At 62.1% G+C, this 24,507-nt stretch carries 20 protein-coding genes; 3 read left to right on the top strand and 17 right to left on the bottom strand.

All coding sequences use genetic code 11. The features are described from left to right. Positions 1–148 precede the first annotated feature (148 nt). From DK391_RS38885 to edd, 4 genes are all read right to left on the bottom strand, one after another. On the bottom strand, positions 149–643 hold the full coding sequence (locus DK391_RS38885) for a gluconokinase (RefSeq protein ID WP_109483314.1): 495 nt from the start codon (positions 641–643) through the stop codon (positions 149–151). 10 nt (positions 644–653) lie between these two features. Continuing rightward, a complete protein-coding gene (locus DK391_RS38890; RefSeq protein ID WP_109483315.1) occupies positions 654–2,012 on the bottom strand; it encodes a gluconate:H+ symporter in 1,359 nt (452 codons plus the stop codon). 250 nt (positions 2,013–2,262) lie between these two features. Continuing rightward, positions 2,263–2,904, bottom strand: a complete 642-nt coding sequence (gene eda / locus DK391_RS38895; RefSeq protein WP_109483316.1) for a bifunctional 4-hydroxy-2-oxoglutarate aldolase/2-dehydro-3-deoxy-phosphogluconate aldolase — start codon at positions 2,902–2,904, stop codon at positions 2,263–2,265. Between the two features lie 43 nt (positions 2,905–2,947). Then, positions 2,948–4,858: a phosphogluconate dehydratase gene (gene edd / locus DK391_RS38900; RefSeq protein ID WP_109483317.1), complete on the bottom strand. Its 1,911-nt coding sequence runs from the start codon at positions 4,856–4,858 to the stop codon at positions 2,948–2,950. A 302-nt stretch (positions 4,859–5,160) separates the two neighbouring features. Here edd and DK391_RS38905 point away from each other — a divergent pair, with 302 nt between their 5' ends. Next, positions 5,161–6,006: a MurR/RpiR family transcriptional regulator gene (locus tag DK391_RS38905; RefSeq protein ID WP_109483318.1), complete on the top strand. Its 846-nt coding sequence runs from the start codon at positions 5,161–5,163 to the stop codon at positions 6,004–6,006. A gap of 144 nt (positions 6,007–6,150) precedes the next feature. Here the strand turns inward: DK391_RS38905 and DK391_RS38910 are convergent, their stop codons facing one another. From DK391_RS38910 to bamE, 10 genes are all read right to left on the bottom strand, one after another. Beyond that, a complete protein-coding gene (locus tag DK391_RS38910) occupies positions 6,151–9,219 on the bottom strand; it encodes a YadA-like family protein (protein WP_239483077.1) in 3,069 nt (1,022 codons plus the stop codon). Positions 9,220–9,940: 721 nt separating this feature from the next. After that, a complete protein-coding gene (locus DK391_RS38915; protein WP_162601035.1) occupies positions 9,941–10,357 on the bottom strand; it encodes a CopD family protein in 417 nt (138 codons plus the stop codon). 29 nt (positions 10,358–10,386) lie between these two features. Next, positions 10,387–11,658 (bottom strand): glutamate-5-semialdehyde dehydrogenase, encoded by a 1,272-nt coding sequence (locus DK391_RS38920; protein ID WP_109483321.1) that lies wholly within the window; start codon positions 11,656–11,658, stop codon positions 10,387–10,389. A 238-nt stretch (positions 11,659–11,896) separates the two neighbouring features. Continuing rightward, positions 11,897–13,036: a DNA polymerase III subunit delta gene (gene holA / locus DK391_RS38925; protein WP_109483322.1), complete on the bottom strand. Its 1,140-nt coding sequence runs from the start codon at positions 13,034–13,036 to the stop codon at positions 11,897–11,899. Between the two features lie 42 nt (positions 13,037–13,078). Continuing rightward, positions 13,079–13,630: an LPS assembly lipoprotein LptE gene (lptE, locus tag DK391_RS38930; RefSeq protein ID WP_109483323.1), complete on the bottom strand. Its 552-nt coding sequence runs from the start codon at positions 13,628–13,630 to the stop codon at positions 13,079–13,081. Between the two features lie 36 nt (positions 13,631–13,666). Next, on the bottom strand, positions 13,667–16,261 hold the full coding sequence (gene leuS, locus DK391_RS38935) for a leucine--tRNA ligase (protein ID WP_109483324.1): 2,595 nt from the start codon (positions 16,259–16,261) through the stop codon (positions 13,667–13,669). 295 nt (positions 16,262–16,556) lie between these two features. Beyond that, complete coding sequence (locus DK391_RS38940; protein WP_109483325.1) at positions 16,557–17,027, bottom strand: biopolymer transporter ExbD; 471 nt, start codon at positions 17,025–17,027, stop codon at positions 16,557–16,559. A gap of 21 nt (positions 17,028–17,048) precedes the next feature. Continuing rightward, a complete protein-coding gene (locus DK391_RS38945; protein ID WP_109483326.1) occupies positions 17,049–17,795 on the bottom strand; it encodes a MotA/TolQ/ExbB proton channel family protein in 747 nt (248 codons plus the stop codon). A 60-nt stretch (positions 17,796–17,855) separates the two neighbouring features. Next, positions 17,856–18,653 carry a 4-hydroxy-tetrahydrodipicolinate reductase gene (dapB, locus tag DK391_RS38950; protein ID WP_109483330.1) on the bottom strand — a complete coding sequence of 266 codons (798 nt, stop codon included), beginning with the start codon at positions 18,651–18,653 and terminating at the stop codon, positions 17,856–17,858. Between the two features lie 158 nt (positions 18,654–18,811). Next, positions 18,812–19,669, bottom strand: coding sequence for an outer membrane protein assembly factor BamE (gene bamE / locus DK391_RS38955; protein ID WP_162601036.1), 858 nt, complete (start codon positions 19,667–19,669; stop codon positions 18,812–18,814). Positions 19,670–19,820: 151 nt separating this feature from the next. On the opposite strand from bamE, the gene fur reads away from it, so the two are divergent. Beyond that, positions 19,821–20,249: a ferric iron uptake transcriptional regulator gene (gene fur / locus DK391_RS38960; protein ID WP_012401967.1), complete on the top strand. Its 429-nt coding sequence runs from the start codon at positions 19,821–19,823 to the stop codon at positions 20,247–20,249. A 130-nt stretch (positions 20,250–20,379) separates the two neighbouring features. On the opposite strand, the gene DK391_RS38965 is transcribed toward fur, so the two are convergent. The 3 genes from DK391_RS38965 to DK391_RS38975 all read right to left on the bottom strand — a co-directional run bounded on the left by DK391_RS38965 (position 20,380) and on the right by DK391_RS38975 (position 23,376). Beyond that, positions 20,380–20,892: an ureidoglycolate lyase gene (locus tag DK391_RS38965; protein WP_109483328.1), complete on the bottom strand. Its 513-nt coding sequence runs from the start codon at positions 20,890–20,892 to the stop codon at positions 20,380–20,382. A gap of 45 nt (positions 20,893–20,937) precedes the next feature. Further along, positions 20,938–21,948: an allantoicase gene (gene alc / locus DK391_RS38970; protein ID WP_109483331.1), complete on the bottom strand. Its 1,011-nt coding sequence runs from the start codon at positions 21,946–21,948 to the stop codon at positions 20,938–20,940. A gap of 99 nt (positions 21,949–22,047) precedes the next feature. After that, entirely contained in the window at positions 22,048–23,376 is a 1,329-nt protein-coding gene (locus DK391_RS38975; RefSeq protein WP_109483329.1) for a C4-dicarboxylate transporter DctA, read from the bottom strand. 239 nt (positions 23,377–23,615) lie between these two features. Here DK391_RS38975 and DK391_RS38980 point away from each other — a divergent pair, with 239 nt between their 5' ends. Continuing rightward, entirely contained in the window at positions 23,616–24,308 is a 693-nt protein-coding gene (locus tag DK391_RS38980; RefSeq protein WP_109483332.1) for a FadR/GntR family transcriptional regulator, read from the top strand. The last annotated feature ends 199 nt before the right edge of the window (positions 24,309–24,507 follow it).

Below are 24,507 nucleotides of genomic sequence, written 5' to 3' on the forward strand. Positions count from 1 at the left end.
GACCGGAGTGGGTGGTGTTAGCCCGCTTTCTTTTGCCTACTTTTCTTTGCGGCGGCAAAGAAAAGTAGGTGCCGCCCCGCACAGGGGCAACACTAGCAAACCACTAACATCAAGCGGATGCCAGCAAAAGCAAACGCGAAACCAAAACCTACCTCGCGCGAAGCGCAACAAGCGTCTCTTCAACAATCTGCTCAGGCGTAAGCTCAATACTCACAGTAATCGCCTCATCCTCACCCGGCTCTTCCAGCGTATCAAGCTGACTCTGCAACAACGAAGGATCAAAGAAATGCCCGGTCCGGGTTTGCAGCCGCGACTGCAACACTTCCCTCGATCCCTTCAGATAAACAAAACAAACATCCCTATCGCCTGCACGAAGCACATCCCGATAAGACCGCTTCAACGACGAACAGGTAAAGACAGCATCTTCATGCGCCCGCTGCTTCTCTTCGATCGCCACGCGAATCGTCCTGAGCCACGGCCAGCGGTCGTCATCCGTCAACGGAATGCCGTTGTGCATCTTTTCCTTGTTGGCCGCGCTATGAAACGCATCACCGTCAGTGAACGTGCACTTGAGCCGCTCTGCCAGCATTTCGCCAATGCGGGTCTTGCCGGCGCCCGACACACCCATCGCGATCAAAATCATCTGAAACTCCTTACAGGACCGCCGCCAACGCGAAGGTCAAACCCAAACCCATCAGCGAAATAATGGTTTCGCAGAGCGACCACGTCTTGAACGTCTGCCCCACCGTCATTCCGAAGTACTCCTTGATCAGCCAGAATCCGCCGTCGTTGACGTGCGAGAAAATCAGCGATCCCGAACCCGTCGCCAGCACCAGCAGTTCCGGCTTCACCTGCACGCCGCTTGCCTGCGCAATCGGCGCGACGATGCCGCATGCCGTCGTCATCGCGACCGTCGCGGAACCCGTCGCCAGACGAATCAGCGCGGCAACGAACCAGCCCAGCAACAGTGGCGACAGATGCGCCGACGTCGCCGTTTCGACGATCTGCTTCGAGATGCCGCTATCCATCAGCCCGCGGCCAAAACCACCGCCCGCGCCGACGATCAGCGTAATCCCCGCGATCGGCGCCAGACACTCGCCGCAGAACTTCTGAATCTGCTCGCGATTGAAACCGCGGCTCGCGCCAAACGTCCAGAAGCTGACGAGCACGGCGATCAGCAACGCGACATCAGACGTGCCGATGAATTTCAGCAGATCGTTCGCCATCGTCTTCGGCGCGAACACGAGATCCGCCCAGCTGCCGATCAGCATCAGGATCACCGGCAGCAGAATCGTGAACAGCGTGATGCCGAAGCCAGGCAGATCGCGCTTGCCCTGCTCGCCAGAATCGACGAACTGCGCGGCGAGCGGATTGTTCTCGGCAAGCTTGATATGGCGATGGATCAGCAACGCAAACAGCGGACCCGCGACAATCGCCGTCGGAATGCCAACCATGAGCCCGTACGCAATCGTCCGGCCAATGTCAGCGTGATATGCCTGCACAGCCAGCAACGCGGCCGGGTGCGGCGGAATCAGACCGTGCACGACCGACAGACCCGCGACCATCGGCAAGCCGATCAGCAGCAGCGACTTGCCCGTGCGCTTGGCGACGTTGAACGCGATGGGAATCAGCAGCACGAAGCCGACTTCGAAGAACACCGGCAAACCCACGATGATCGCCACGCACATCATCGCCCAGTGAATATTCTTCTCACCAAACCAGCTGATCAACGTGGTGGCGATGCGCTCGGCGCCGCCCGATTCGGCCATCATCTTGCCGAGCATCGTGCCGAGACCGACGACGATTGCAATGTGACCGAGCGTATTGCCGTTGCCCGTTTCGAACGACTTCACGATCGTGCCCGCCGGCATGCCGACGGCAAGACCCAGCAGCAACGACACGATAATCAGGACGAGGAACGGATACACCTTGAAGCGCGTGATCATCAGGATCAGCACTGCAATGGCGATCACGGCGTAAATCAGCAGCATGCTGCCGTGGACAGCTTCCATGAAGCTCCTCCTTTGCTTTGTTGGTTCGAATTGCAAAGTGCTGCTGCACCTCGCCCGCTTCCGGATGCAGAAAGTGCCTTCTCTCCGGGCACTTTCGCGGACGCTGAATTTTACTGTTTGTTGACGTTGCCCGCGCTTGGAAAGAACCCGCGCAAAAATAAAAAAAACCTCGCCGCCCTACCCAGTTCGGGCGAGAGCGGCGAGGTTTCGGAGATCACGTTGAGCGCGTCGCCAGAACGCGTGTCGTGGATCAGTGTGCCGGCGCTGCCAGTTCGCTTGCAGCGCGCGCGAGACGCGTGACTTCGTCCCAGTTCTGCGCGGCCAGCGCCGCTTTCGGCGTCAGCCACGAGCCGCCGACGCACACCACGTTCGGCAGCGCGAGGAAGTTCGGCGCGCTTTCCGCCGTGATGCCGCCCGTCGGGCAGAACTTCAGCGTCGGGAACGGGCCGTGGAAAGCCTGCAGCATCGGCACGCCGCCTGCCTGCTGTGCCGGGAAGAACTTGACGATTTCATAGCCGAGTTCCAGCGCGACGATGATGTCGCTCGGCGTCATCACGCCGGGCAGCAGCGGCAAGCCGGCATCCTGCGCGGCCTTGTGCATGTCTTTCGTCAGACCCGGCGACACGCCGAACTGCGCACCCGCCTTCTTCGCCTGCTCGCAATGCTCGGGCTTCGTGATCGTGCCCACGCCAACGACGATGTCTTCGGCAAGCTGGCTCGCACGACGGATTGCCTCGATGCCTGCCGGCGTGCGCAGCGTGATTTCCAGCACTTTCACGCCGCCTGCGTGCAGCGCGCGCGAAACGTGTTCGCCCTGTTCGACGGTATCGAATGCGAGGACCGGGATCACCGGACCCAGGCGCACGATTTCGCTGACTGTTTTCGACGTCATCTTGAGACTCCTTTATCGCTTATTTCTGCACTTGTTTCTGCACTTACTTGTGCATGGCGTGGCTGGCTTCGCTCGCTACCGCACTGGCCGACTGGACCACGTGATCCGGCGCGTGTGTCGTTTCGCCGACGAGCGGACCGAACACCGATGCACCCAGCTCTGCCGGCGCCGCCGCGGCGCGGAACACACCGAACAGCTCGCGGCCGAAGCCCACTTCGTTTTCTGCCTGATGTTGCGACACGGCAATCGGACGCGCTGCCCATTCGGCATCGTCCATCTCCACATCGAGCACGCCCGCTTCTGCATCGATGACGAGCATGTCGCCCGTGCGAACCTTACCGAGCGGACCTTGCAGCAACGCTTCCGGCGACACGTGAATCACCGCGGGCACCTTGCCCGATGCACCCGACATGCGTCCGTCCGTGACCAGCGCGACGTGGAAACCTTGATCCTGCAACACGCCGAGCAGCGGCGTCAAACGATGCAGTTCAGGCATGCCATTTGCCCGCGCGCCCTGGAAACGCACGACGGCGATGAAATCGCGCTTCAGCTCGCCGTTATCGAATGCTTCCTGCACGGCTTCCTGCGAATCGAACACGATCGCAGGCGCCTTCACCATCCGATGGTCCTTCGCGACGGCCGAAATCTTGATCACGCCACGGCCGAGCTTGCCTTGCATCAGACGCAGGCCGCCGTCCGGCTGGAACGGCTCGGTGATGGGCCGCAGCACAGCCGCGTCGTGGCTTTCCTTCGGAGCCGGCACCCACGTGAGCTTGCCGTCGAGCAGTTTCGGCTCTTCTGCGTAACGCGACAAACCCTTGCCCACAACCGTGTTCACATCTTCGTGAAGCAAGCCGCCTTCGAGCAGCGTGCGGGTCAGGAACGCCATGCCGCCTGCCGCGTGGAAATGGTTCACGTCGGCCTTGCCGTTCGGATAAACCTTCGCGAGCAGCGGCACGGAAGCCGACAGCGTGTCGAAATCGTCCCAGTCGATGATCACGCCGGCAGCACGCGCAATCGCCACAAGGTGCAGCGTGTGATTGGTCGAGCCGCCCGTTGCCAGCAAACCGACGATGCCGTTGATGATCGCCTTCTCGTCGATCACATGACCGATCGGCGTGTAGTTGCCGCGATCCACCGTCAGATCGAGCACGCGGCGCGCAGCTTGCGCCGTCAGCGCATCGCGCAGCGGCGTATGCGGGTGCACAAAAGCCGAACCAGGCAGATGCAGACCCATGATTTCCATCAGCATCTGGTTGCTGTTGGCCGTGCCGTAGAACGTGCAGGTGCCGTGGCTGTGATACGCGGCAGCTTCCGATTCGAGCAGCGCGTCGCGATTGCATTGGCCCGTGGCAAATTCCTGGCGCACCTTCGCCTTGGCGTCGTTGGTGATGCCGCTCGTCATCGGTCCGGCGGGCACGAAGATGGTCGGCAGATGGCCGAACTGCAGCGCGCCGATCAGCAGGCCCGGCACGATCTTGTCGCACACGCCGAGGCACAGCGCCGCGTCGAACATGTTGTGCGTCAGCGCAACGGCCGTGCTCATCGCGATCACTTCACGCGAGAACAGCGACAGTTCCATGCCCGCGTTGCCCTGCGTGATGCCATCGCACATGGCAGGCACGCCGCCCGCGAACTGCGCGACGCCGCCGTTTTCGCGCGCGGCGGCCTTGATGATGTCCGGAAAATCTTTGTACGGCGCGTGCGCCGAGAGCATCTCGTTGTACGACGAGACGATGCCGATATTCGGTTGGCGGATCTGCTTGATGACGAGCTTGTCGTTGCCCTCCATACCGGCAAAGCCGTGCGCGAGGTTCGCGCAAGACAGCGCGCCGCGCGCCGGGAACTTGCCCTGCGCCTGGTCGATGCGCGACAGATACGCGTGGCGTGTCGGCTTGCTGCGCTCGATCACGCGCTTCGTGACTTTCATCAGTTGCGAATGCGGGGAAACCATCGATGCTCCTTCGTCGCTGGCCTGCGCGCCTTGACTTGAGCGCTGTACGCCAGATTGGTATCGCGGGAAACGGCCTGAAAAGCCGACAACCGGGATATTAGTAGAAAAACTACAAGCATACAATGTGGCAGTTGCTGAATCGACGTTATTGCTGAATCCGCGTCAAACCTTTATCCATTGGTGCGTTCAGCGATTCAGCGCAATTCCTTAGGGTAATCACCTAGAGCACATATGTAGTTTTTGTACTTGATTCGTCTATCAGCTATAGTCCACGCATTCTTCAGCATAGTGCGAGATTCCCGATGATGCTGTCCCAGGTGGAGGCGATGCGCGACCAGATGCGCCCCTCCGAACGCAAGCTCGCCGACTACGTGATCGAAGCGCCGCGCGAAGTGCTCGACCTGTCGATGACGGAAGTCGCCGCGCGCGCCGGCGTCAGTCAGCCGACCATCGCGCGTTTCTGTCACGCGCTCGGCTTTTCCGGCTTTCGCGAGTTCAAGATCCGCCTTGCGCAAGGCATAGCAACGGAAGTGCCCGCCGTGTATCGCGACGTGCGCCCCGACGAGCCGACGCCCGGCGTCGCGGCGAAGGTGCTCGACCGGACCATCGGCGCGCTGATCCAGGTGCGCAACAATCTGTCGACCGACAGCGTGGCGGCCGCGATCGATCTGCTCGCGCAGGCTAAGCGCATTGAGTTCTACGGCGCGGGCGGCTCGGGGATCGCCGCGCTCGATATGCAGCACAAATTCTTCCGGCTAGGGATGCCGAGCGTCGCCTATTCGGATCCGCATACGTTCCTGATGTCGGCGGCGCTGTTGGGCAAAGGCGATGTCGTGGTGGCGATCTCGAACACGGGCCGCACGCGCGACATCGTCGACGCGGCGAAGTCCGCGCTCGCAGCAGGCGCGAAAGTGATCGCCGTCACGCATGGCAATTCGCCGCTGGCGCGGATTGCATCGATTGGACTGTTCGCGAACGTCGACGAAGACACCGACATCTTTTCGCCGATGACATCGCGCACTTCTCATCTCGCGATCGGCGACATTCTGGCGGTCGGCGTCGCGCTGCAGCGTGGGCCGGAGCTGGCGGAAAAGCTGGCGGGGGCGAAGGACCTGATTACGCGTCGCAGGATTGGCCCGCAGGAATAGAGATACTTCGAAAGCACTGCAAAAATCCGACGTAAACGCAAAACGGGCTCCCGAAGGAGCCCGTTTCGTTTTGAAGCGTTCGATTCGTGAAGCCCGCGCTCAGACGGCCGTTACTGCGCCGCCCTTGCGCTTACGTCGCGTTGCTTACCACTGATAGGCGCCGCCGATACCAAAGGTCGTGCCCTGCGCGCTGATGCCCGCGCCAGCCTTCACCTTGATGTTCTGCGTGATCCGTGCCGACATGCCCAGCGCGGATGCGGCATAACCGTGATACGACGCACCGCCGATTCCGACCGCGATCGTCTTGCCCTGATCGACGTCGGGAATCATCGTCAGCGCCGTTGCCGCCGCGATGCCCGAGTAGGCATTACGCGCCACGTCGTTGACGCCGGCCTGGACCTGCTGGATCTGCTGATCCGTATAGTCCTTGGCCGTCATGCCCGCCGGCATGTCACCAATGGCGGCTGCAATCGAGCTGTTCAGCTGACCGACGTTGACGGCGTCCGTCGTCTGCGTGCCCGCTGCGACGTTGGTGATCTGGCGTTCGTTACCCACCGAGCCCACCGACACCGTGTTCGCGCGATCTGCGACCGAGCCGTCCCCGAGGGCCACGGCGTGATCGGCCGTTGCCTTCGCGTTCGCGCCCAGTGCAATCGCGCTGTCGCCACTCGCCTGAGCGTTGTAACCCGACGCGATCGCCTGCGTGGCCGTGGCGCTTGCGCTCGGGCCGATTGCCATCGCGTGTGTGCCATTTACACTGGCGGCCTCGGTGTTGCGGTCGCCATCGACTGCCAGCATTGCATCGCTGCCTGTCGCGGCGTTCTGTACGGCCGCGATGGCCGCATTCCACTGCGCGTAGTTGACCGCATCCGTGGCTTCCGTCGCGGCTGTCACCGAACCCAATGCCACCGGGCTCGCAGCCGTTGCCGACGCGGCGCTACCGATCGCCGTCAGCAGTGTCGCCTTTGTCTGCGTCGTACTGAGTTTCAGATTGTTGATCGCCGTCTGAATATCCGAATTCACCTGGCCCACGGTTGCTGCGTCGCTATCGTTGATACCGTCAGCGACGTTGACGATGCGACGCGTTTGCGACGCCGCCGAACCGCCCACTGCAAACGTGTTCGCAGCCGTGGCGAAGGAACCATAACCGATGGCCACCGAATTCGAATACGTTGCACGCGCAGCGGTACCGATGGCACCCGCACCCTGGCCCGTCGAGAACGCCGCACCGCCTATCGCGAGCGAATCCGTGGCCGACGCCTGTGCGACATCCGCGGACGTCGGGCCAAACTTGACGTACTTCAGCGTGTCGGAAATGCCGTTCGTGGCGTTCGAAATACTCGACAGCGCATCGCCCACGTTCGTGAAGGTATTGCCATAAACGTTATAAACCGGCGCTTTGACCGAACCATCCGCGTTAATTGCCGCACCGCCGCCAAGCGCAGCCGTCACGCCCTTCAATTGCGATACGTTCACCGCGTCATTGTTAGCCGTGCCGGCTGCCATGTTCACGACCTGGCGCTGCGCCGTCGACGAACCGACCGACACCGTATTGGCACGATCCGCGACCGAATTCGCGCCCAACGCAACCGCAGTGCTCGCGCTAGCTGTCGCTGCCGGTCCCACTGCAACGCTGTTCGCGCCCGCCGCCGTCGAATCCGCGCCCGTCGAATTAGCGTGGAAGTACTTGATGCCACCACCATTGACGATATTCGTCACCTGGTTGTTGAGGTTCGTGACGTTGTTTCCGATGCTCGTCACGCGGCCATCGAGGTTCGTGATCGCGCCAGCCACGTTGTTATACGTGGTGCCGCCAGCGATGTACGTCGGCGCACTGATATTGCCCGTCGCCGGGTTGTAGCTCGCGCCGCCGCCCAATGCAGCTGCCGTCGCCGCGCCATCCGCATTGACCTTCGCATCTTCTGATTGCAACTGGCTCACGTTCACCGCGTCCGTCGCGGCCGAACCCGCAGCCACATTGGTGATGCGACGTTCCCGGGCGGCCGAGCCCACCGACACTTCACCATTGGCAGCCGACGCAACACCCGACAGCGTGCTCGTACCCGGGTTATAGCCTGCTGCGCCCAGGTTCGCGGTCGTCGTCGAGTACGCGCCCAATGCCACCGAGTTCGCTGCCGCCGCCGCTGCGCCCGTGCCCAACGCCACTGCCTGTGTCCCGCTCGCATTCGCACTGCTGCCGAAAGCTGAAGCTTGCGCGCCTGCCGCAGCCGAATTCGCACCCGCCGCCACGGACCACTGGCCCGTTGCCGTTGAACCGTTGCCCAGTGCCATCGCCTTGTCGCCGGCCATTGCCCCGCCGCCGATCGACATCGAATTGTTGGCTGTCGCCGTATTCGATGCGTTATTGCCATTCGCGATGCTGGCGGCGCCAACTGCCGTCGCACCATCGCCGACGGCTACCGACGATCCGCCCATCGAGTTCGCGCGGTCGCCCGCCGCGACCGAGTTGGCGCCGCTTGCTAACGAATCAGCCTGTGTGGAGTTCGCGTGGAAATACTTGGCAGTGACACCACCATTGGTGATGTTGTTGACGGTGTTCTGAATATTCGTAATGGTCGTCGAATTGGCCGTCGTCGCTGTGTCGAGCTTCGACAGTGCCGAACCCACGTCACTGAAACTCGATCCCTGGACCACATACGTCGGGGCCTTGACGGAACCATCCGAGTTCACGCCCGCGCCGCCACCCAGCGCCTTCGTGACGCCTTTGAGCTGCGATACGTTGACAGCATCGGTGTCGTTGATACCGGCCGCCATATTGGTGACACGGCGGTTAAGGGTGCCGAGAAGCGACTGGTTCATCGGCACTGCGTCTTGTCCAGTACTAGTGTCGCCGGTATGCACGTTGTAAAGAGGATTGTTCCCGACCCGCCCCACAGACACCGTATTGGGATCTGTAGCCACCGAGCCCGCGCCTAGCGCCACACTGTTCTGTGCGCCACTGGATACGACACCGTTCGCACCCAAGGCCGTGCCGTACATCGCGTTTGCCTGCCCCGCAAACCCGAAGATGGTCCCGAAACTAATGTTGGTGGGGACATAGCCGTACGAACCGATGACAGTTTCGCCGAGGTTGAGCAAGGATCCATCTGCACCTGCATCTGTGTAGCACCCGGCAACGTTCGACCATGTGCCACTGCCCGGACCATCGGGCGTGCACCCGCTGTTGGCAATCGAATATGCCCATGCTGGCATTGCCGTCATCAAACCCACTGCCGAAGAGATTGCACTGAGAATCAGCACCGAGCGCGCGGACTTTTTCGTTCGTCCTCTGGCATTTTCCTGCACTGCAACCCAAGTCCCCAACGACTCGTTCCAGACTGACCGATAAGTCTTATTCATTTGCCATCCTAAGTTTATAGACGATCTCGACGCATGACCAAAAAGCAGCGAACACCGACGCCAACCGGCACAACATCGCACAGCGATTAAATTGTGGAATTGCGCGTCACGGCAGAATCCTCTGCCGCCCTGACGCAAGGAGTCGAACTTTATTGAGCGTCAACAGCGCGGCGAATCGGACTATTCTTAAATCGATCACCCCATCCAGATACGCCCAAGAATCAGGCATAAGTGGATAAATTTCTTTTCGAAGTTCCTAATTTCATAAGCAAAACTAAGATTTATCCGGTCGCACAGATAGTTCATGATGAAAAGAAATACATCGAAAAGACGCGCGAGTAGCGGCCCTACTCATTTCCTCGGAATAGCATTGACCATTTCCGAGAGCCGCGTCGCGAGCGGATCAAGATCTATGGAGAGATCAACGAAGGAGATAGAGATACGACAAGAAGCGTCAGTCCCAACGAGCGCTGCTCCGACACAATGCATTACGGATTCAGCGGCTCGTCGACTGCGCAATTGCAGAGGAATCGGAGAGCAGAAAAGACAACGGGGCCGAAGCCCCGAAGAAAGATCAAAACGGTTTAATCACCACCAGCGCAACAGCCGCTAACATGCCCAGAACGGGCAGTTCATTGAACATCCGATACCACTTGTGCGAGCGCTTGTTCTCACCGCGCTCGAACGTGCGCAGCAGCACGCCGCAATACGCGTGATAAATGATGAGCAGCACGACCACGCCAACCTTCGCGTGAATCCAGCCTTGTCCCTGGCCGATGCCGACCGCAAGCCACAACCACAGTCCACACGCCAGCGCCGGCACCGCGATGAACGTCATGAAGCGAAACAGCTTGCGCGCCATCAGCAAAAGACGCTTCACGGCGTTCGGATCGGTCTCCATCGCGAGATTCACGTAGATTCGCGGCAGATAGAACAACCCCGCGAACCATGAAGCCACCAGAACGATGTGAAACGTCTTGATCCACAGCATCGACAGTCCTTGTTTTTTGTCAGCCGGATTTATTGACGGCCTTCGCCGTGACCCAGAACGACGTATTTCATCGACGTCAGCCCGTCCAGCCCCACGGGACCACGCGCGTGCAGCTTGTCGTTCGAAATGCCGATTTCCGCGCCGAGACCGAATTCGAAGCCATCAGCAAAACGCGTCGATGCATTGACCATCACGCTCGCCGAATCCACTTCGCGCAGGAAACGCATCGCGCGGTCGTGGTCTTCGGTGACGATCGCGTCCGTGTGATGCGAGCCGTATTCGTTGATGTGCTCGATCGCCTGATCCATTCCGTCGACAACCTTGACGGCCAGCACGGGCGCCAGATACTCGGTGCGCCAGTCTTCTTCGGTTGCGTCGACGAGCGGACCGACGCCCGCTGCCTCGAGCACCTTGCGCGCCGATGGGTCGACACGCAGTTCCACTTCCTTGCCGCGATACAGCTTGCCGAGCGCGGGCAGCACTTCAGCCGCGATACCGCGCGCGACCAGCAACGTTTCCATCGTGTTGCAGGTGCCGTAGCGATGCGTCTTCGCGTTGTCGCACACGGTCAGCGCTTTTGCGATGTCCGCGCGGTCATCGACGTACACATGGCAGATGCCGTCGAGATGCTTGATCATCGGCACGCGCGCTTCTTCCATCAGACGCGCGATCAGGCTCTTGCCGCCGCGCGGCACGATCACGTCGACGTATTCGGTCATCGTGATCAGCTTGCCGACGGCCGCGCGATCGGATGTCGCGACCACTTGCACCGCTTCCTGCGGCAAACCGGCCTTTTCGAGCCCTTCGCCGATCAGCTTCGCGAGCGCCGTGTTGCATTCGAGCGCCTCGGAACCGCCGCGCAGAATCGTTGCGTTGCCGGATTTGAGGCACAGCGCCGCTGCGTCGATCGTCACGTTCGGGCGCGATTCGTAGATGATGCCGATCACGCCGAGCGGCACGCGCATCTGCCCAACCTGAATGCCGCTCGGACGAAACTTCAGATTGCTGATCTCACCGATCGGATCAGGCAGCGCGGCCACCTGCCGCAAACCTTCGACCATCGTCTTCAGCGCCTTGTCCGACAGCGTCAACCGGTCGATAAACGCGGCATCGTGGCCCTTGTCGCGGGCGCGCGCCAGATCGCGCGCATTCGCTTCCTTCAGCGCGCCCGTTTCGCGCTCGATTGCAACTGCAACGGCTTCGAGCGCGGCGTTTTTCGCGGCTGTCGACGCCCGCGCCATCGCGCGCGATGCGTGACGCGCGCGGCGGCCGAGGTCGGTCATGTACTGGTCGATATCCATGATGATTCCCGTTGTGCCGCTCAATGCTTCAGATTTATCCAAAGCGCGGCTGACAATTTCTGTAAGCGGAACGTTGCGACGATTGTATGACGTGTGACAGTTGTCTGCTCGGGCGAGCGGCGCCGTGTCACAGGCTGGGAAAGGCTGCCGCGCGGCCGATGCGAAGGGTCTGATTTTCCGCTGATTTGTGTGCGTGACTGCCGCGATCAGCGATCAGATCCGTCCGGCGTGCGACAGCCTACGACGGTCGGCGCATTGGCGCCGGTCGTGCTGGAGCGGGCCGCGAGGGTGCGCCACGCGGCGGTGCGGCGTGTGCCTGCGACGTCGATGCGCCCGCAACGGCCATCGCGAGTTCGAAAAGCCCTGCCCATGGATCAGGCGGCGGATCATTACGATGATTGCCGGGCGTGCCGCCCGACAATCCTTTGACCTGCCGGTCGAGCTTCGCAGCCAGCGCCAGCGCCTTTTCCAGCGAAGCCTCGGTGACACGCGACAACGCCGGCCCGACGAGCCGCTCACGCGGTCCCCACACGCGGTTTTCGCGCAGCAGTATGGCAAGCGGCTTGCCTGACTCGACGCCGCGCTTGATGCGCAGCAGCGTCCGAATTTCTTCGACGACAGCCCACAGCACGAGCACCGCCGCTTCGCCTTCGCCCTTCAAGCCGTCGATCATCCGCGACAACCGGCCGACGTCGCCTGCCAGCATCGCTTCGTTGAGCTTGAACACGTCGTAGCGCGCGACGTTTAGCACGGCGTCATGAACCTGTTCGAACGACAGCGCGCCCGACGGATACAGCAGCCCGAGTTTCTGGATTTCCTGATGCGCGGCCAGCAGATTGCCTTCGACGCGCTCCGCAATGAACTGCAACGCGCGTTTGCCCTCTTCGCCCGGCGCCACGCGCTGCCCTTGCTGCGCGAGACGCTGACCGACCCAACCCGGCAACTGCGCACGCTCGACGGGATCGATTTTCAGCGCGACGCCTGCTTCGGACAACGCGGTGAACCACGCGGCCTTCTGCGTCGCTGCATCGAGGCGCGGGAGCGTGATGAGCGTCAGCACATCAGGATTCGCCGATGCTGCCAGCGCCTTCAGCGCATCGGCGCCTTCCTTGCCGGGCTTGCCCGTCGGAATGCGCAATTCGACCAGTTGGCGATCGCCGAACAGCGACATCGACTGGCTCGCGCCGAGCAGCGAACTCCAGTCGAAGCCGCGCTCCACCGTGAACACCGTACGGTCCGTGAAACCGGCCGCACGCGCCGACGCACGGATGTGGTCGCACGCTTCCTGCGCGAGCAGATGCTCGTCGCCGTACACGACGTACAGACCGGCGAGACCTTTTGCGAGATGCGCTTCGAGCGCGTCAAGACGCAGTTGCATGGCGGCGGATAAGCGGGAGTGGAAACAGGTCGATGCAGTGGATCAAAGCGGCGGCGGCGGCAGCGGCGCGCGCGGATTGACGCCCGGCACTTCCTGACCCGGCGCCGGATGCAGCGAACGCACCACAGCCAGACGGCGCATCAGCTGATCGACGGCGTCGTTTTGCATGTCGGCGTACAGGATGTCGGCTTCGGACGCTTTCGCTTGCGAGAACTGGTCGCTATACGTCATAGCGCGGTTCAGGTGGATCGCGCTTTGCGGGATCAACAGCGTACCGTCGGCGCCGCGTACGCTGTAGTTCAGCCAGTAGTCGAGCGCATATTCCTCGACGACGCCCAGCGAATTCAGCGTCAGCACGCTGTTGCCGCGTCCTTCGGAAATCGACAGGATGGCGTCGGCGTTGACGGGCGACGTCACGATCACGGTGTCGCTGCCGCCCTGCACCATGCGCGTCAGGCGCGCGGCGACGGGCGCCGACGCGCCCGTGATGGCGAGGCGCTTGAACGCGTAGTCCTGCTGCCCGCGCAGCTGGAAGCCGCACGCGGACAGCAGCGCCGCGCTGCACGCCAGAGTCAAAAACGATCTGCGAGTCACATGGGCTCCTGGGTCGCAGTTAAGGCGGCGCATCTATCAGACGACGACGTTCACGAGACGGCCCGGCACGACGATCACTTTCTTCGGCGGCTTGCCTTCGCTGAACTTCGCGAACATTTCATGCGCGAGCGCGGCAGCCTCGATCGATTCTTTCGACGCGTCCTTCGCGACCGTCACGGCGCCACGCACCTTGCCGTTCACCTGCAGCACGAGTTCGATCTCGCTCTGCTCGAGGGCCTGTTCGTCGACCTTCGGCCACGGCGCGTCGAGCAGCGTGCCGAACTCCGCTTCGTAGCCAAGCTCAGCCCACAACTGGAACGTCAGGTGAGGCACGACCGGGTACAGCACGCGCAGCAGCACGCCGTAGGTTTCGCGCAGCACCGCGCCACCCGCGCCCTTCGCGCTTTCGATCGCGTTGAGCATCTTCATCGCCGCCGACACGACCGTGTTGTACTGCAGACGCTGATAGTCGAAGTCGGCCTGTTTCAGCACGCTGTAGATTTCGCGGCGCAGCGTCTTTTCGGTATCGGCGAGTTTGGCGGCGTCGAATGCAGCGCGCTCGCGCAGCGCCGTTTCATTCGCCTGACCGAACGCCCACACGCGACGCAGGAAGCGGCTCGCGCCTTCCACGCCCGCGCCCGACCACTCGAGCTGCTGCTCGGGCGGTGCGGCGAACATCGTGAACAGACGTGCCGTATCCGCGCCGTACTGATCGATCAGCACCTGCGGATCGACGCCGTTGTTCTTCGACTTCGACATCTTTTCGACGCCGCCCAGCACGACGGGCTGGCCGTCCGCGTTGAGCGTCGCGCCGACCGGGCGACCCTTGTCGTCGTGCGTGACGGTGACATCGGCCGGGTTGTACCAGGTCTTCTTGCCCGCGTCGTTTTCGCGGTAGTACGTTTCGTTGAGCACCATGCCCTGCGTCAGCAGGTTCTTGGCCGGCTCGCCGAACTTCACGATGCCCAGATCGCGGCAAACCTTCGCCCAGAAGCGCGAGTACAGCAAGTGCAGAATCGCGTGCTCGATGCCGCCGATGTATTGATCCATCGGCATCCAGTAATCGGTGCGCTCGTCGACCATCGTCTTCGCGTCCGGCGCTGCGTAGCGATAGAAGTACCAGGACGAATCGACGAAAGTGTCCATCGTGTCGGTTTCGCGCTTCGCCGCCGCGCCGCAGGTCGGGCACGTGCAGTTCACGAACGCTTCCGACTTCGCGAGCGGGTTACCCGTACCGTCCGGCACGAGGTCTTCGGGCAGCACGACGGGCAGCTCCTTCTCGGGCACCGGCACGTCGCCGCACGACGGGCAGTGGATGATCGGGATCGGCGTGCCCCAGTAGCGCTGGCGCGAAATACCCCAGTCGCGCAGACGCCACGTGACCTGCTTGTCGCCGAGGTCGAGCGCCTTCAGATCAGCAGCGATCGCATCGACGGCTTCCGCGTACTTCAGGCCGTCGTACTTGCCGCTGTTGATCAGGACGCCGTTTTCCTTGTCGCCGTACGATTCCTGCCATGCGTCCGTCGAAAACGTCTGGCCTTCGACCGCGACCACCTGCTTCACAGGAATGCCGTACTTCTTCACGAACGCGAAGTCGCGCTCGTCGTGCGCGGGCACGCCCATCACGGCGCCTTCGCCGTAGCTCATCAGCACGTAGTTGCCGACCCAGACTTCGACCTTCTCTTGCGTCAGCGGATGCGTGACGTAGAAGCCCGTGGCCATGCCCTTCTTTTCCATCGTCGCCATGTCGGCTTCAGCGACACCGCCTTGCTTGCATTCTTCGATGAACGCCTGCAGTTCCGGCTTGCCTTGCGCGAGACGCGTGGCGAGCGGGTGCTCAGCAGCAACCGCGCAGAACGTGACGCCCATGATCGTGTCGGCGCGCGTGGTGAACACGCGCAGCAGCTTCTGCTCGCCGTCGAGTTCGTAGGGGAAACCGAAGTTCACGCCGAAGCTCTTGCCGATCCAGTTCTGCTGCATGATCTTCACGCGCTCGGGCCAGCCGAGGCCTTCGAGATCGTTCAGCAGTTCATCCGCGTACTGCGTGATTCGCATGTAGTACATCGGGATTTCGCGCTTTTCGACCAGCGCACCCGACCGCCAGCCGCGGCCGTCGATCACCTGCTCGTTGGCGAGCACGGTTTGATCGACCGGGTCCCAGTTCACCGTGCCCGTCTTCTTGTACGCGATGCCCGCTTCCAGCATCTTCAGGAAGATCCACTGGTTCCACTTGTAGTAATCGGGCGAGCAGGTCGCGACTTCACGCGACCAGTCGATGGCAAGACCCATCGACTGCATCTGCTTCTTCATGTAAGCGATGTTGTCGTACGTCCACTTCGCGGGCGGCACGTTGTTGGCCATCGCCGCGTTTTCGGCAGGCATGCCGAACGCGTCCCAGCCCATCGGCATCAGCGTGTTGTAGCCGTTCATCCGCAGATAGCGGTACATCACGTCGTTGATCGTGTAGTTGCGTACGTGCCCCATGTGCAGCTTGCCCGACGGATACGGCAGCATCGAAACGCAATAGAACTTGGGCTTGTCGGCCTTTTCCGTCGTTTTGTACGCGTCGGTGGCGCGCCATTGTCCTTGCGCGGCGGATTCGACGTCGGAGGGAACGTATTTTTCGTGCATGGTGTGATGGGATCGCTAGTCGGTGCCGCTGTTGATTGCTTCGGCACCGCACGGTGCTCTGCTGATGAAAGTCTGGTCTGTTCCCCTCGAGTCAAGGGGAAAGGGCTGATTATACCGTTCGGCCGGGTTCACGCCGCGCGCGATTCAGTGCGGGCGGCGCGTTTTGCGCACCGATTGGCTTCGAATGATGGCGAATGCGGGCTTTTGGCCCCGGTGGCGGTGCGTCGTGAGTCGCCGTGTGCAGCGCGCGCTGATTCGCCGTGATGCGTTGTGATCCGCTTTGCCTTGCCTTCGCTTACTGGGCCGCCGACGCAGCAGCAGGCGCAGCCGGCTGGCCCGCCTTGCCCTCGCCCGCTGGCGGTTCGGTCACGAAGCCAATTCGCTCCAAACCCGCCTGCTGCGCCGCGCCCATGACCTGCGCGATCACTTCGTAGCGCGTCGAGCGCTCGGCGCGCAGATGAATTTCGGGCTGATCCTTCTGCTTGCCCGCTTCGTTGAACTGCGCGCGCATCTGGGCGAGCGTGATGGGCTTGTCGTTCCAGTAGAGCTTGCCGGCTGCGTCGATAGAAAGCGTAATGGTCTGCGGCGTCTCGCGCGCCTCGGCAGACGCGACGCGCGGCAAATCGAGCCGGATCGCGTGCGTGAACAGCGGCGCCGTGATGATGAAAATCACCAGCAGCACCAACATCACGTCGATCAGCGGCGTCATGTTGATGTCCGCCATCGGCGCGGCCGTTTTGTGCCTGTCGAGTCCGCCGAATGCCATGGTTCGCGCCTCCGGAAGCGGTCAGGCCTGCGTCTGCGCGGGCGCACGCTTCGCGTGGCCGTCGCGCGCGCCGCCGCGTGGGTCGTCGGACAGGTCGCCGCGTGAATCGTCGGGCGCGCAGACGTAGGCGTGCAGATCGTGCGCGAATCCGTCGAGTTCTTCCGATACCTGCCGCACCATCCGTCCGAGCACGTTATAGGCAAGCACCGCAGGAATCGCGACGACCAGACCGAACGCCGTCATGATCAGCGCCTCGCCGACCGGACCGGCAACGTTTTCGATCATCGCCTGCCCGCTCTGCGCGATGCTGCCGAGCGCGTGATAAATGCCCCACACGGTGCCGAGCAACCCGACGAACGGCGCCGTGCTGCCCACCGACGCCAGCAGCACCTGCCCGAACTCGAGCCGCCGCTGCGAACGATGCAGCGCCTGGCGCAGCGCCCGCAGCACGCGCTCGCTGCGCTCGACGCGCGCGAGCAGCGCACCGGGCGTCTCGACTTCCGACGCCTGCAACGCAGCCTCAGCCAACGGGAAAAAAATACGCTCGCGATCCGCCAGACGCAGCCCGGCGACACCTTCAGCGAGCGTCGGCGCCTGCCAGAACCGCGCGACGGCGCGCGGCCCTTGCCGCTTCGCGCGGCTCAGCATCCAGCTTTTGACGATCAGGAAACACCAGCTCGCCACCGACATCGCCGCCAGCACATAGGCGACGCCATGCGTAATGGCGTCGCTGGATTGCAGGTAGTGGAGGATGCCCGTGTTTGCCATCTGACCTCTTTGGTCGCCTCGGCCAACGCCTCGGCAGGTGAAAGCAGGGACAGGCCGCGCCTAGCGCAAGCCGAGTACGTCCTGCATGTCGAACAGGCCGTTCGCGTGGCCTTCGAGGAAGCGCACTGAGCGCACGGCGCCTTGCGCGTACGACAGACGGCTCGCCGACTTGTGCGTGATCTCGATGCGCTCGCCGATTCCCGCGAACAGCACCGTGTGATCACCGACGATATCGCCACCGCGAATCGCCGAAAAACCGATGGTGGACGGATCGCGTTCGCCCGTCACGCCTTCGCGCGCATAGACGGCGCAATCTTCGAGCTTGCGGCCGAGCGCGTTGGCGATCACTTCGCCCATCGTCAGCGCGGTGCCCGACGGCGCGTCGACCTTATGACGGTGATGCGCCTCGATGATCTCGATGTCGTAGCCCTGCGAGAAATGCTTCGCGGCGAATTCGAGCAGCTTCATCGTCACGTTCACGCCAACGCTGAAGTTCGACGCAAACACGATGCCGATTTTTTCCGATGCCGCGCGAATCTGCGCCTTTTGCGCGTCGTCGAAACCCGTCGTGCCGATCACCAGTTTCGTGTTCGTGCGCAGCGCCGCTTCGATATGCGCGAGCGTGCCTTCGGGGCGCGTGAAATCGATCAGGTAGTCGGATTGCGCGAGCACGGCGTCGATGTCGTCGGACATCAGCACGCCCGTCTGTTTGCCCAGAAACGCGCCAGCATCCTGACCAAGTTGCGGTGCGCCCGTGCGGTCGAGCGCGCCCGACAGCGTGACGTCAGGATCGTTGAGGACGGTTTCGATGAGCATCCGGCCCATGCGGCCCGACGCGCCGGCGATGGCAATTTTCATGAGTAGCCCAGCAAACAGCGCCTTGCGCACGGCACTGACTGGCAGCGCGCCGCCCGGCGGTAAAAGAATCGAAGCGAGCGGCGCCACGAAACGGCGCAGCATCGCTGAAAGACACATGACGGGCGGATTCGCCGCCCGTCATGTTAGGGACAACGGAATCAGCCGCCCGTTCCCGTGCCCGTCTGCGTGGAAGACTGCGACGACTTGACGGGCGCGTCTTTCGACTGCCCGTTGCTGCTGTCCGGGCCCGTCGGGCCGACCGGGTTGTCGCTCGGCACGCCTTGCATCTGCGGAGGCGGCGGACGCGTGAAGCGGAATTGCGGCTGGCCCGGCTCCGTCGCGTTTTGCGGAACGCCACCATTCGACTGCGGCGTATTCGCGCGCACCGACGGCGTTGCGCCCGCCGCGGGCGATTGCACCGCGTTGGTCAGACGGTTCGCGGCCTGCGCGGCTTGTGCGTTCGGATCGACGGCGGGCAGATTGCCTGCCTGCGCAGCGTCCGACGTGGCCGAGCGAGCCGTGTCAGGCACCGTGACAGGCGCGGGCGCCGCCGCTGCAGCAGCCGCGGCGCTCGCCTCGCCCGGCGCGCTGGCGACAGCGGTTGCCGGCTTGGCCTTCTTGCCCAGGCGATCGCCATCGATTTCGGCGAGCAGTTCGAGGTTGGACGGCAGATCTTCGCCGCCCGACCAGCTCGCCACGCGGTCACCCGCGAAGTTCACGATGAAATCGCGCTGCTGCACGACAGCCGTCGAGCCGCGCTTGAAATAGAAGACGTAGTCCCAGCGGTCCGCGTGGAACATATCGGTCAGAAGTGGCGTGCCGAGAACCTGCTTGACCTGGGCGCGCGACATGCCGACCTGCATTTGCGCAGCGGCTTCCTTCGACACGAAGTTGCCTTGAACCACCGTAATCCGATACGGCGTGATGCTTTGCGCAACACGCTGTGTCAGGCTGTCATACGTGGAACACCCAGCAAGAACCGCTACCGCCGCAGCGACGATCAAGGTACGCCGCATGCGGGTCCCCCGGTTGATCAAAAGAGCTTTTGGAATCATTTCCCTCACCGTGCGGGGCTTCCCGAGCCGCGCGTGTTTCCGTGTAAGATGACCTGAACAGCAATTCACATTACTATTAGAACCCTGCATTGTACTCTAGGGATCCCTTGCCATGACCAATCCAACCGATCTGAAAAATATCGGACTCAAGGCGACCCTACCGCGCCTCAAGATTCTGGAAATCTTCCAGCACAGCCCGGTGCGCCATCTGACCGCCGAAGATGTCTACCGCAATCTGCTGCATGAAGAGCTGGATATCGGCCTCGCCACGGTGTACCGCGTGCTTACGCAGTTCGAGCAGGCGGGCCTTCTGTCGCGCAGCAACTTCGAGTCGGGTAAAGCCGTTTTTGAGCTGAACGAAGGGACGCACCACGACCATCTGGTGTGTATCGATTGCGGTCTCGTCGAAGAATTTTTCGACCCCGAAATCGAGAATCGCCAGCAGGCGATCGCCAAGGAACGCGGCTTCAAGCTGCAGGAGCACGCACTCGCGCTGTACGGCGCGTGCACCAAGGATAAATGCCCGCATCGCAAGCATTGACGCGGGTTTCCGGGGCTTCGCAGGGGCGTGGCCGACACCGGATTGTCCAGTAAGACGCAGAAAGGCCCGGTCAGATTCACTGACCGGGCCTTTTGCTTTCTTCTGCTTACGATCTACCTCTGACGCGCCGTCAAACTGCCGCCGTTTCCAGCGACTCGCGCGCGAGCCGCCATGTCTGCGGCAAGGTCACTTCATCGCAATTCGGCCTTTCTCCGCCGCGATCGACGACAAGAAAATCGCTCACCCGCTCCAACGCGAGCAACGGATGATGCCAGACGCCCTTCGCGTAGTTGACGCCTTGCCAACCGCGCGTCGAGAACGCTCTTAGCTGTGAAGGATCGAGTTCTCCAGCCGGTGCGACGACGATCAGATAAGGCGCATCCGATAACGGCACGAACGCCTGACTGCCAAGCGGATGCCGCTCCATCATCGCGATGTCGATCGGCCATGCACGTGGTTGCGCTCGGAACACATTGATCAACGGACGGCCGCCCTGCGTGGTCACATCGACGCTGGCGAGATCGTGATAGCGCTCGGTCGTGCCTTCGTTGATCGGATAGTGGCGCGCGCCGTCCAGCTCGATCACGTCGCCGAACGGGGCGAACGCTTCGCGTGTCAGGCGCTCGATGTGCAAGGTGTTCATGGCCGTCTCCATCATTCGTATGTGCTGTGCCTTGCGCGTCGTGCGTTAAGCGAGCTCGCCCCACAGACGCAGCCGCGACACGCCGCCATCCGGGTAGATGTTGAAGCGCACGTGCGTCACCGGTCCAAGCGCGGCGAGTTCCGCGCTGAAGGTGTGGATGTTGTCCATTTGCAGCTTCTGTTCGGGCAGCAGGACCGGCCAGAACATCGCCTGCGTGACGAGCGAATCGTCGGTGCCGCCTGTGACGGATGCCGCCTGCAGCGAGCAGCGGTCGGGGAAATTGCCCTTGAAGTGCGCCGTATCCACTTCGACCTTGCGGATCACGCCCGGCCGCGCCAGCGCGACGATCGCCCAGTCGTTGCCCGGCTCGCGGCGGCGGCGCGTTTCCCAGCCGTCGCCCATGTTCACGCCGCGTCCCGGCATCAGCATTTGCGAAGCCGGCCCGAAATGCTGGTTGTTCGCCGCGACCAGATACGCGCCGTTTTCGACGGCGGCCAGATCGAGCAGGCTGCCGCGTTCGACACGCTCCCAGTCGCGCTTCGGCTGACCGTAGACGCGCAGACGCGCCAGCCCACCATCCGGATACAGGTTCACGCGCAGATGCGTGAACGCGCGCGGATCGCTGACATCGACGTAATGATGCTGATTGCCCTGCAGCGTGGTCGCGGGGACGATGGTTTGCCAGTCGGCGTTATCGGCGGGTGTGTCTTCGTTGGAATAGCAGGCTTCGATCGACGCCGCCGGCGGGAAATTGCCCGTGAAGTGGCTGGTATCGAGATCGACGCCATGCACCACGCCCGGCCGCGCGAGCCGAACCACGCAGTAGTCGTGGCCTGTCGTGCGCTTGCGGCGCGTTTCCCAGCCGTCCATCCACTTGCCGTGATCGTCGTATTTGCCGGGGATAAAAACAGCCGGCTGCGGTTCCAGCATGCGTTCCTTCGGCGCGAAAAATTCGTCGCTGGCGAACAGCGCCTTCGCGCCCAGACGCGGATCGGCGAGGTTCATGTAGCGGCGCGTGAAAACGGGTGCGTTCGGATCGAGAATCGGATTGGCCATGATCGGTTCAGTCTTCGGTCGATTGAGGGAGATGGGCGGCGGACCGTCGAGGTCCGCCGCGCTTGCCATAGGTGGTCGGTCAGATGGCGGAAAGCGGTATCAGACGGCGTGCGCCGGATTCACGTGGCCGGCGTCGTGATCCGGCTCTGCGCTGGCGGGCACGAAGCGGTAGTCGCTGTCGAGATTCAGCACGCGGTGTGCACGCGCCTTGTCGATATCGTTCTCCCACACGCCGACGATCACCGTCGCGACGCAGTTGCCGATCAGATTCGTCAATGCGCGGGCGATGCCGACAAACCAGTCGACAGGCAGGATCAGCACGAGGCCGAGTACGGGAATCGCGGGAATGGCCGAAAGCGTCGCGGCGAGAATCACGATCGCCGAGCCGGGAATGCCGTGCGCGCCCTTCGACGTGATCAGCGACACCAGTACGACGACGATCAGGTCGTGAATCGACAGCGGCGTGTTGGTGGCCTGCGCGATGAAGATGACGGCGAGCGTGAGATAGATCGAGAAGCCATCGAGGTTGAACGAGTAGCCGGTCGGAATGACGAGACCCACTGTCGAATCCTTCACGCCCATCCATTCGAGCTTGCGCATGATCTGCGGCAGCACGGCGTCCGATGAAGCAGTACCGAGCACGATCGACAGTTCTTCACGCAGATAGCGGATCAGCTTGAACACGCTGAAGCCCGCGAGACGCATCACGACACCCAGCACGACTGCCACGAACACGAAGCAGCTGGCGTAGAACACGATCACGAGCATGCCAAGCTGCTTGAGCGACGCGACGCCGTAGGTGCCTGTCGTGAACGCGATCGCGCCCAGCACGCCGAGCGGCGCGAGCTTGATGATGAAGCTCATCACGCGGAAGAACACTTGCGAGAGTTCGTCGATCAGATCGTTGACGCGCTGCGCACGCGGCCCGAGCAGCGACAGCGCGGAGCCAACCAGCACGGAGAACACGAGAATCTGCAGGATGTCGCCCTTCGCGAACGCATCGATTGCCGTATCGGGGATGATTTTCAGCAGGAAGCCCGCCGTGTCCTTCAGGCTCTTGGCGTGCTCGGTGTAGGTGGCGAGCGAGGCGGCATCGAGCGAATGCAGATCGATGTTCATACCGACGCCCGGACGCGTTGCGTAGGCGAGCACAGCGCCGATCACGAGCGCGATCGTCGTCATGATTTCAAAGTAGACGACCGCCTTCAGGCCGACTCGCCCCACTTTCTTCAGATCGCCCGCGTGCGCCATGCCGCTGACCACGACACAGAACACGATCGGCCCGATCACCATCTTGATCAGCTTCAGAAAACCATCGCCCAACGGACGCAGCGACTGCGCGAAGTGCGGAAACAGCGCGCCGAGCACGATGCCCGCTACCAGAGCGATCACCACACGGCCAAACAGCGAATTGAAGAACTTCAACACGGCTTTCTCCCGGTCAAAATGGGGTTCTGAATCACCTGTTCATACTGGTCCGACCAGTCTTGTTATGGCGAATAGTAGGAAGCCGATATAGTGAGGTCAAGATTTGTCGTGGCGGTGTTTACCCGGACTGGTCTGACCGGCCTTGTCACACGAAGTCCGCACATATGCGGCGGGTTGAGCGTTGTATCGAAAGGCGTTCTACAATGCTGGTCAGACCGCATCGAACCGCCGCCGACATCATGAAAAATGTGCCGCACACCGTCACCGACGCTGCTATCGCGACGATCCGCGAGAGGATCGAAAGCGGCTTTTATCCCGTCGGCAGTTTGTTGCCGGCGCAGCGGCAGTTGTCGGAGGAAATGGATATCAGCCGCGCTTCGCTGCGTGAGGCGCTATCGACGCTCGAAGCGCTCGGCATGCTGATGATTCGCCCCGGCAAGGGTGTGTATGTGCAATCGACCAAGGCGTCGTCAGCGCATCCGTGGCGGTTTGCCGATCAGTCTTCGTTGCCCGATACGTATCAGATGCGCTTTGCGCTGGAGGGTTTTGTCGCGAGGATGGCGGCGCTGGCTATCGGCGATGACGATGTCGAGTGGTTCGAGGAGAATATTGCTGCGCTGCAGATCGCGTTGACGCAAGGTGAGCTTGATGATGCTGCGCAGCTCGACTTCGATTTCCATATGCGGATCGTGGCGATCGCTGGCAATGCTGCGATTGAATCCATTTTGCGCAGCAGCGCTGACATCATGAAGGAGAGTCAGCGGATGCCGTTTTATCGGCGGGAACTGGTGCTGTCTACTTACCATGAACATCGCGCGATTCTTGATGCGCTTAAGGCGCGCGATCCTCATGCTGCTGGGCTCGCTATCGAGAGGCATATTGCTAATGCTGCGCAGCGGGCTGGGGTTTATTTTCCTACGCCTGTGGTTTGAGTTTTTTTGGTGCTGGTGTGGGTTTGGTTTGGTTTGGTTTGGTTTGGTTTGCCTGGGTTTGAGATGGCATCCGCGTTTTGTTAGTGGTGCTTCATGCGTCGCCCCTGTGCGGGGCAGCACCCACTTTTCTTTGCCGCGGCAAAGAAAAGTAGGCAAAAGAAAGCCGCTAAACACCGCCAGCCCTTGTACTTGCCTGCGG

The sequence above is a fragment of the Paraburkholderia sp. C35 genome (genome assembly GCF_003121405.1).
Classification (GTDB): domain Bacteria; phylum Pseudomonadota; class Gammaproteobacteria; order Burkholderiales; family Burkholderiaceae; genus Paraburkholderia.

Bases quoted from the DNA above. Each gene is read 5' to 3' on its own strand.
- DK391_RS38885 (WP_109483314.1), bottom strand. From the start codon at position 643: ATGATTTTGATCGCGATGGGTGTGTCGGGCGCCGGCAAGACCCGCATT.
- DK391_RS38890 (WP_109483315.1), bottom strand. From the start codon at position 2,012: ATGGAAGCTGTCCACGGCAGCATGCTGCTGATTTACGCCGTGATCGCC.
- eda (WP_109483316.1), bottom strand. From the start codon at position 2,904: ATGACGTCGAAAACAGTCAGCGAAATCGTGCGCCTGGGTCCGGTGATC.
- edd (WP_109483317.1), bottom strand. From the start codon at position 4,858: ATGGTTTCCCCGCATTCGCAACTGATGAAAGTCACGAAGCGCGTGATC.
- DK391_RS38905 (WP_109483318.1), top strand. From the start codon at position 5,161: ATGATGCTGTCCCAGGTGGAGGCGATGCGCGACCAGATGCGCCCCTCC.
- DK391_RS38910 (WP_239483077.1), bottom strand. From the start codon at position 9,219: ATGCCAGCATGGGCATATTCGATTGCCAACAGCGGGTGCACGCCCGAT.
- DK391_RS38915 (WP_162601035.1), bottom strand. From the start codon at position 10,357: ATGCTGTGGATCAAGACGTTTCACATCGTTCTGGTGGCTTCATGGTTC.
- DK391_RS38920 (WP_109483321.1), bottom strand. From the start codon at position 11,658: ATGGATATCGACCAGTACATGACCGACCTCGGCCGCCGCGCGCGTCAC.
- holA (WP_109483322.1), bottom strand. From the start codon at position 13,036: ATGCAACTGCGTCTTGACGCGCTCGAAGCGCATCTCGCAAAAGGTCTC.
- leuS (WP_109483324.1), bottom strand. From the start codon at position 16,261: ATGCACGAAAAATACGTTCCCTCCGACGTCGAATCCGCCGCGCAAGGA.
- DK391_RS38940 (WP_109483325.1), bottom strand. From the start codon at position 17,027: ATGGCATTCGGCGGACTCGACAGGCACAAAACGGCCGCGCCGATGGCG.
- DK391_RS38945 (WP_109483326.1), bottom strand. From the start codon at position 17,795: ATGGCAAACACGGGCATCCTCCACTACCTGCAATCCAGCGACGCCATT.
- dapB (WP_109483330.1), bottom strand. From the start codon at position 18,653: ATGAAAATTGCCATCGCCGGCGCGTCGGGCCGCATGGGCCGGATGCTC.
- bamE (WP_162601036.1), bottom strand. From the start codon at position 19,669: ATGCGGCGTACCTTGATCGTCGCTGCGGCGGTAGCGGTTCTTGCTGGG.
- fur (WP_012401967.1), top strand. From the start codon at position 19,821: ATGACCAATCCAACCGATCTGAAAAATATCGGACTCAAGGCGACCCTA.
- DK391_RS38965 (WP_109483328.1), bottom strand. From the start codon at position 20,892: ATGAACACCTTGCACATCGAGCGCCTGACACGCGAAGCGTTCGCCCCG.
- alc (WP_109483331.1), bottom strand. From the start codon at position 21,948: ATGGCCAATCCGATTCTCGATCCGAACGCACCCGTTTTCACGCGCCGC.
- DK391_RS38980 (WP_109483332.1), top strand. From the start codon at position 23,616: ATGAAAAATGTGCCGCACACCGTCACCGACGCTGCTATCGCGACGATC.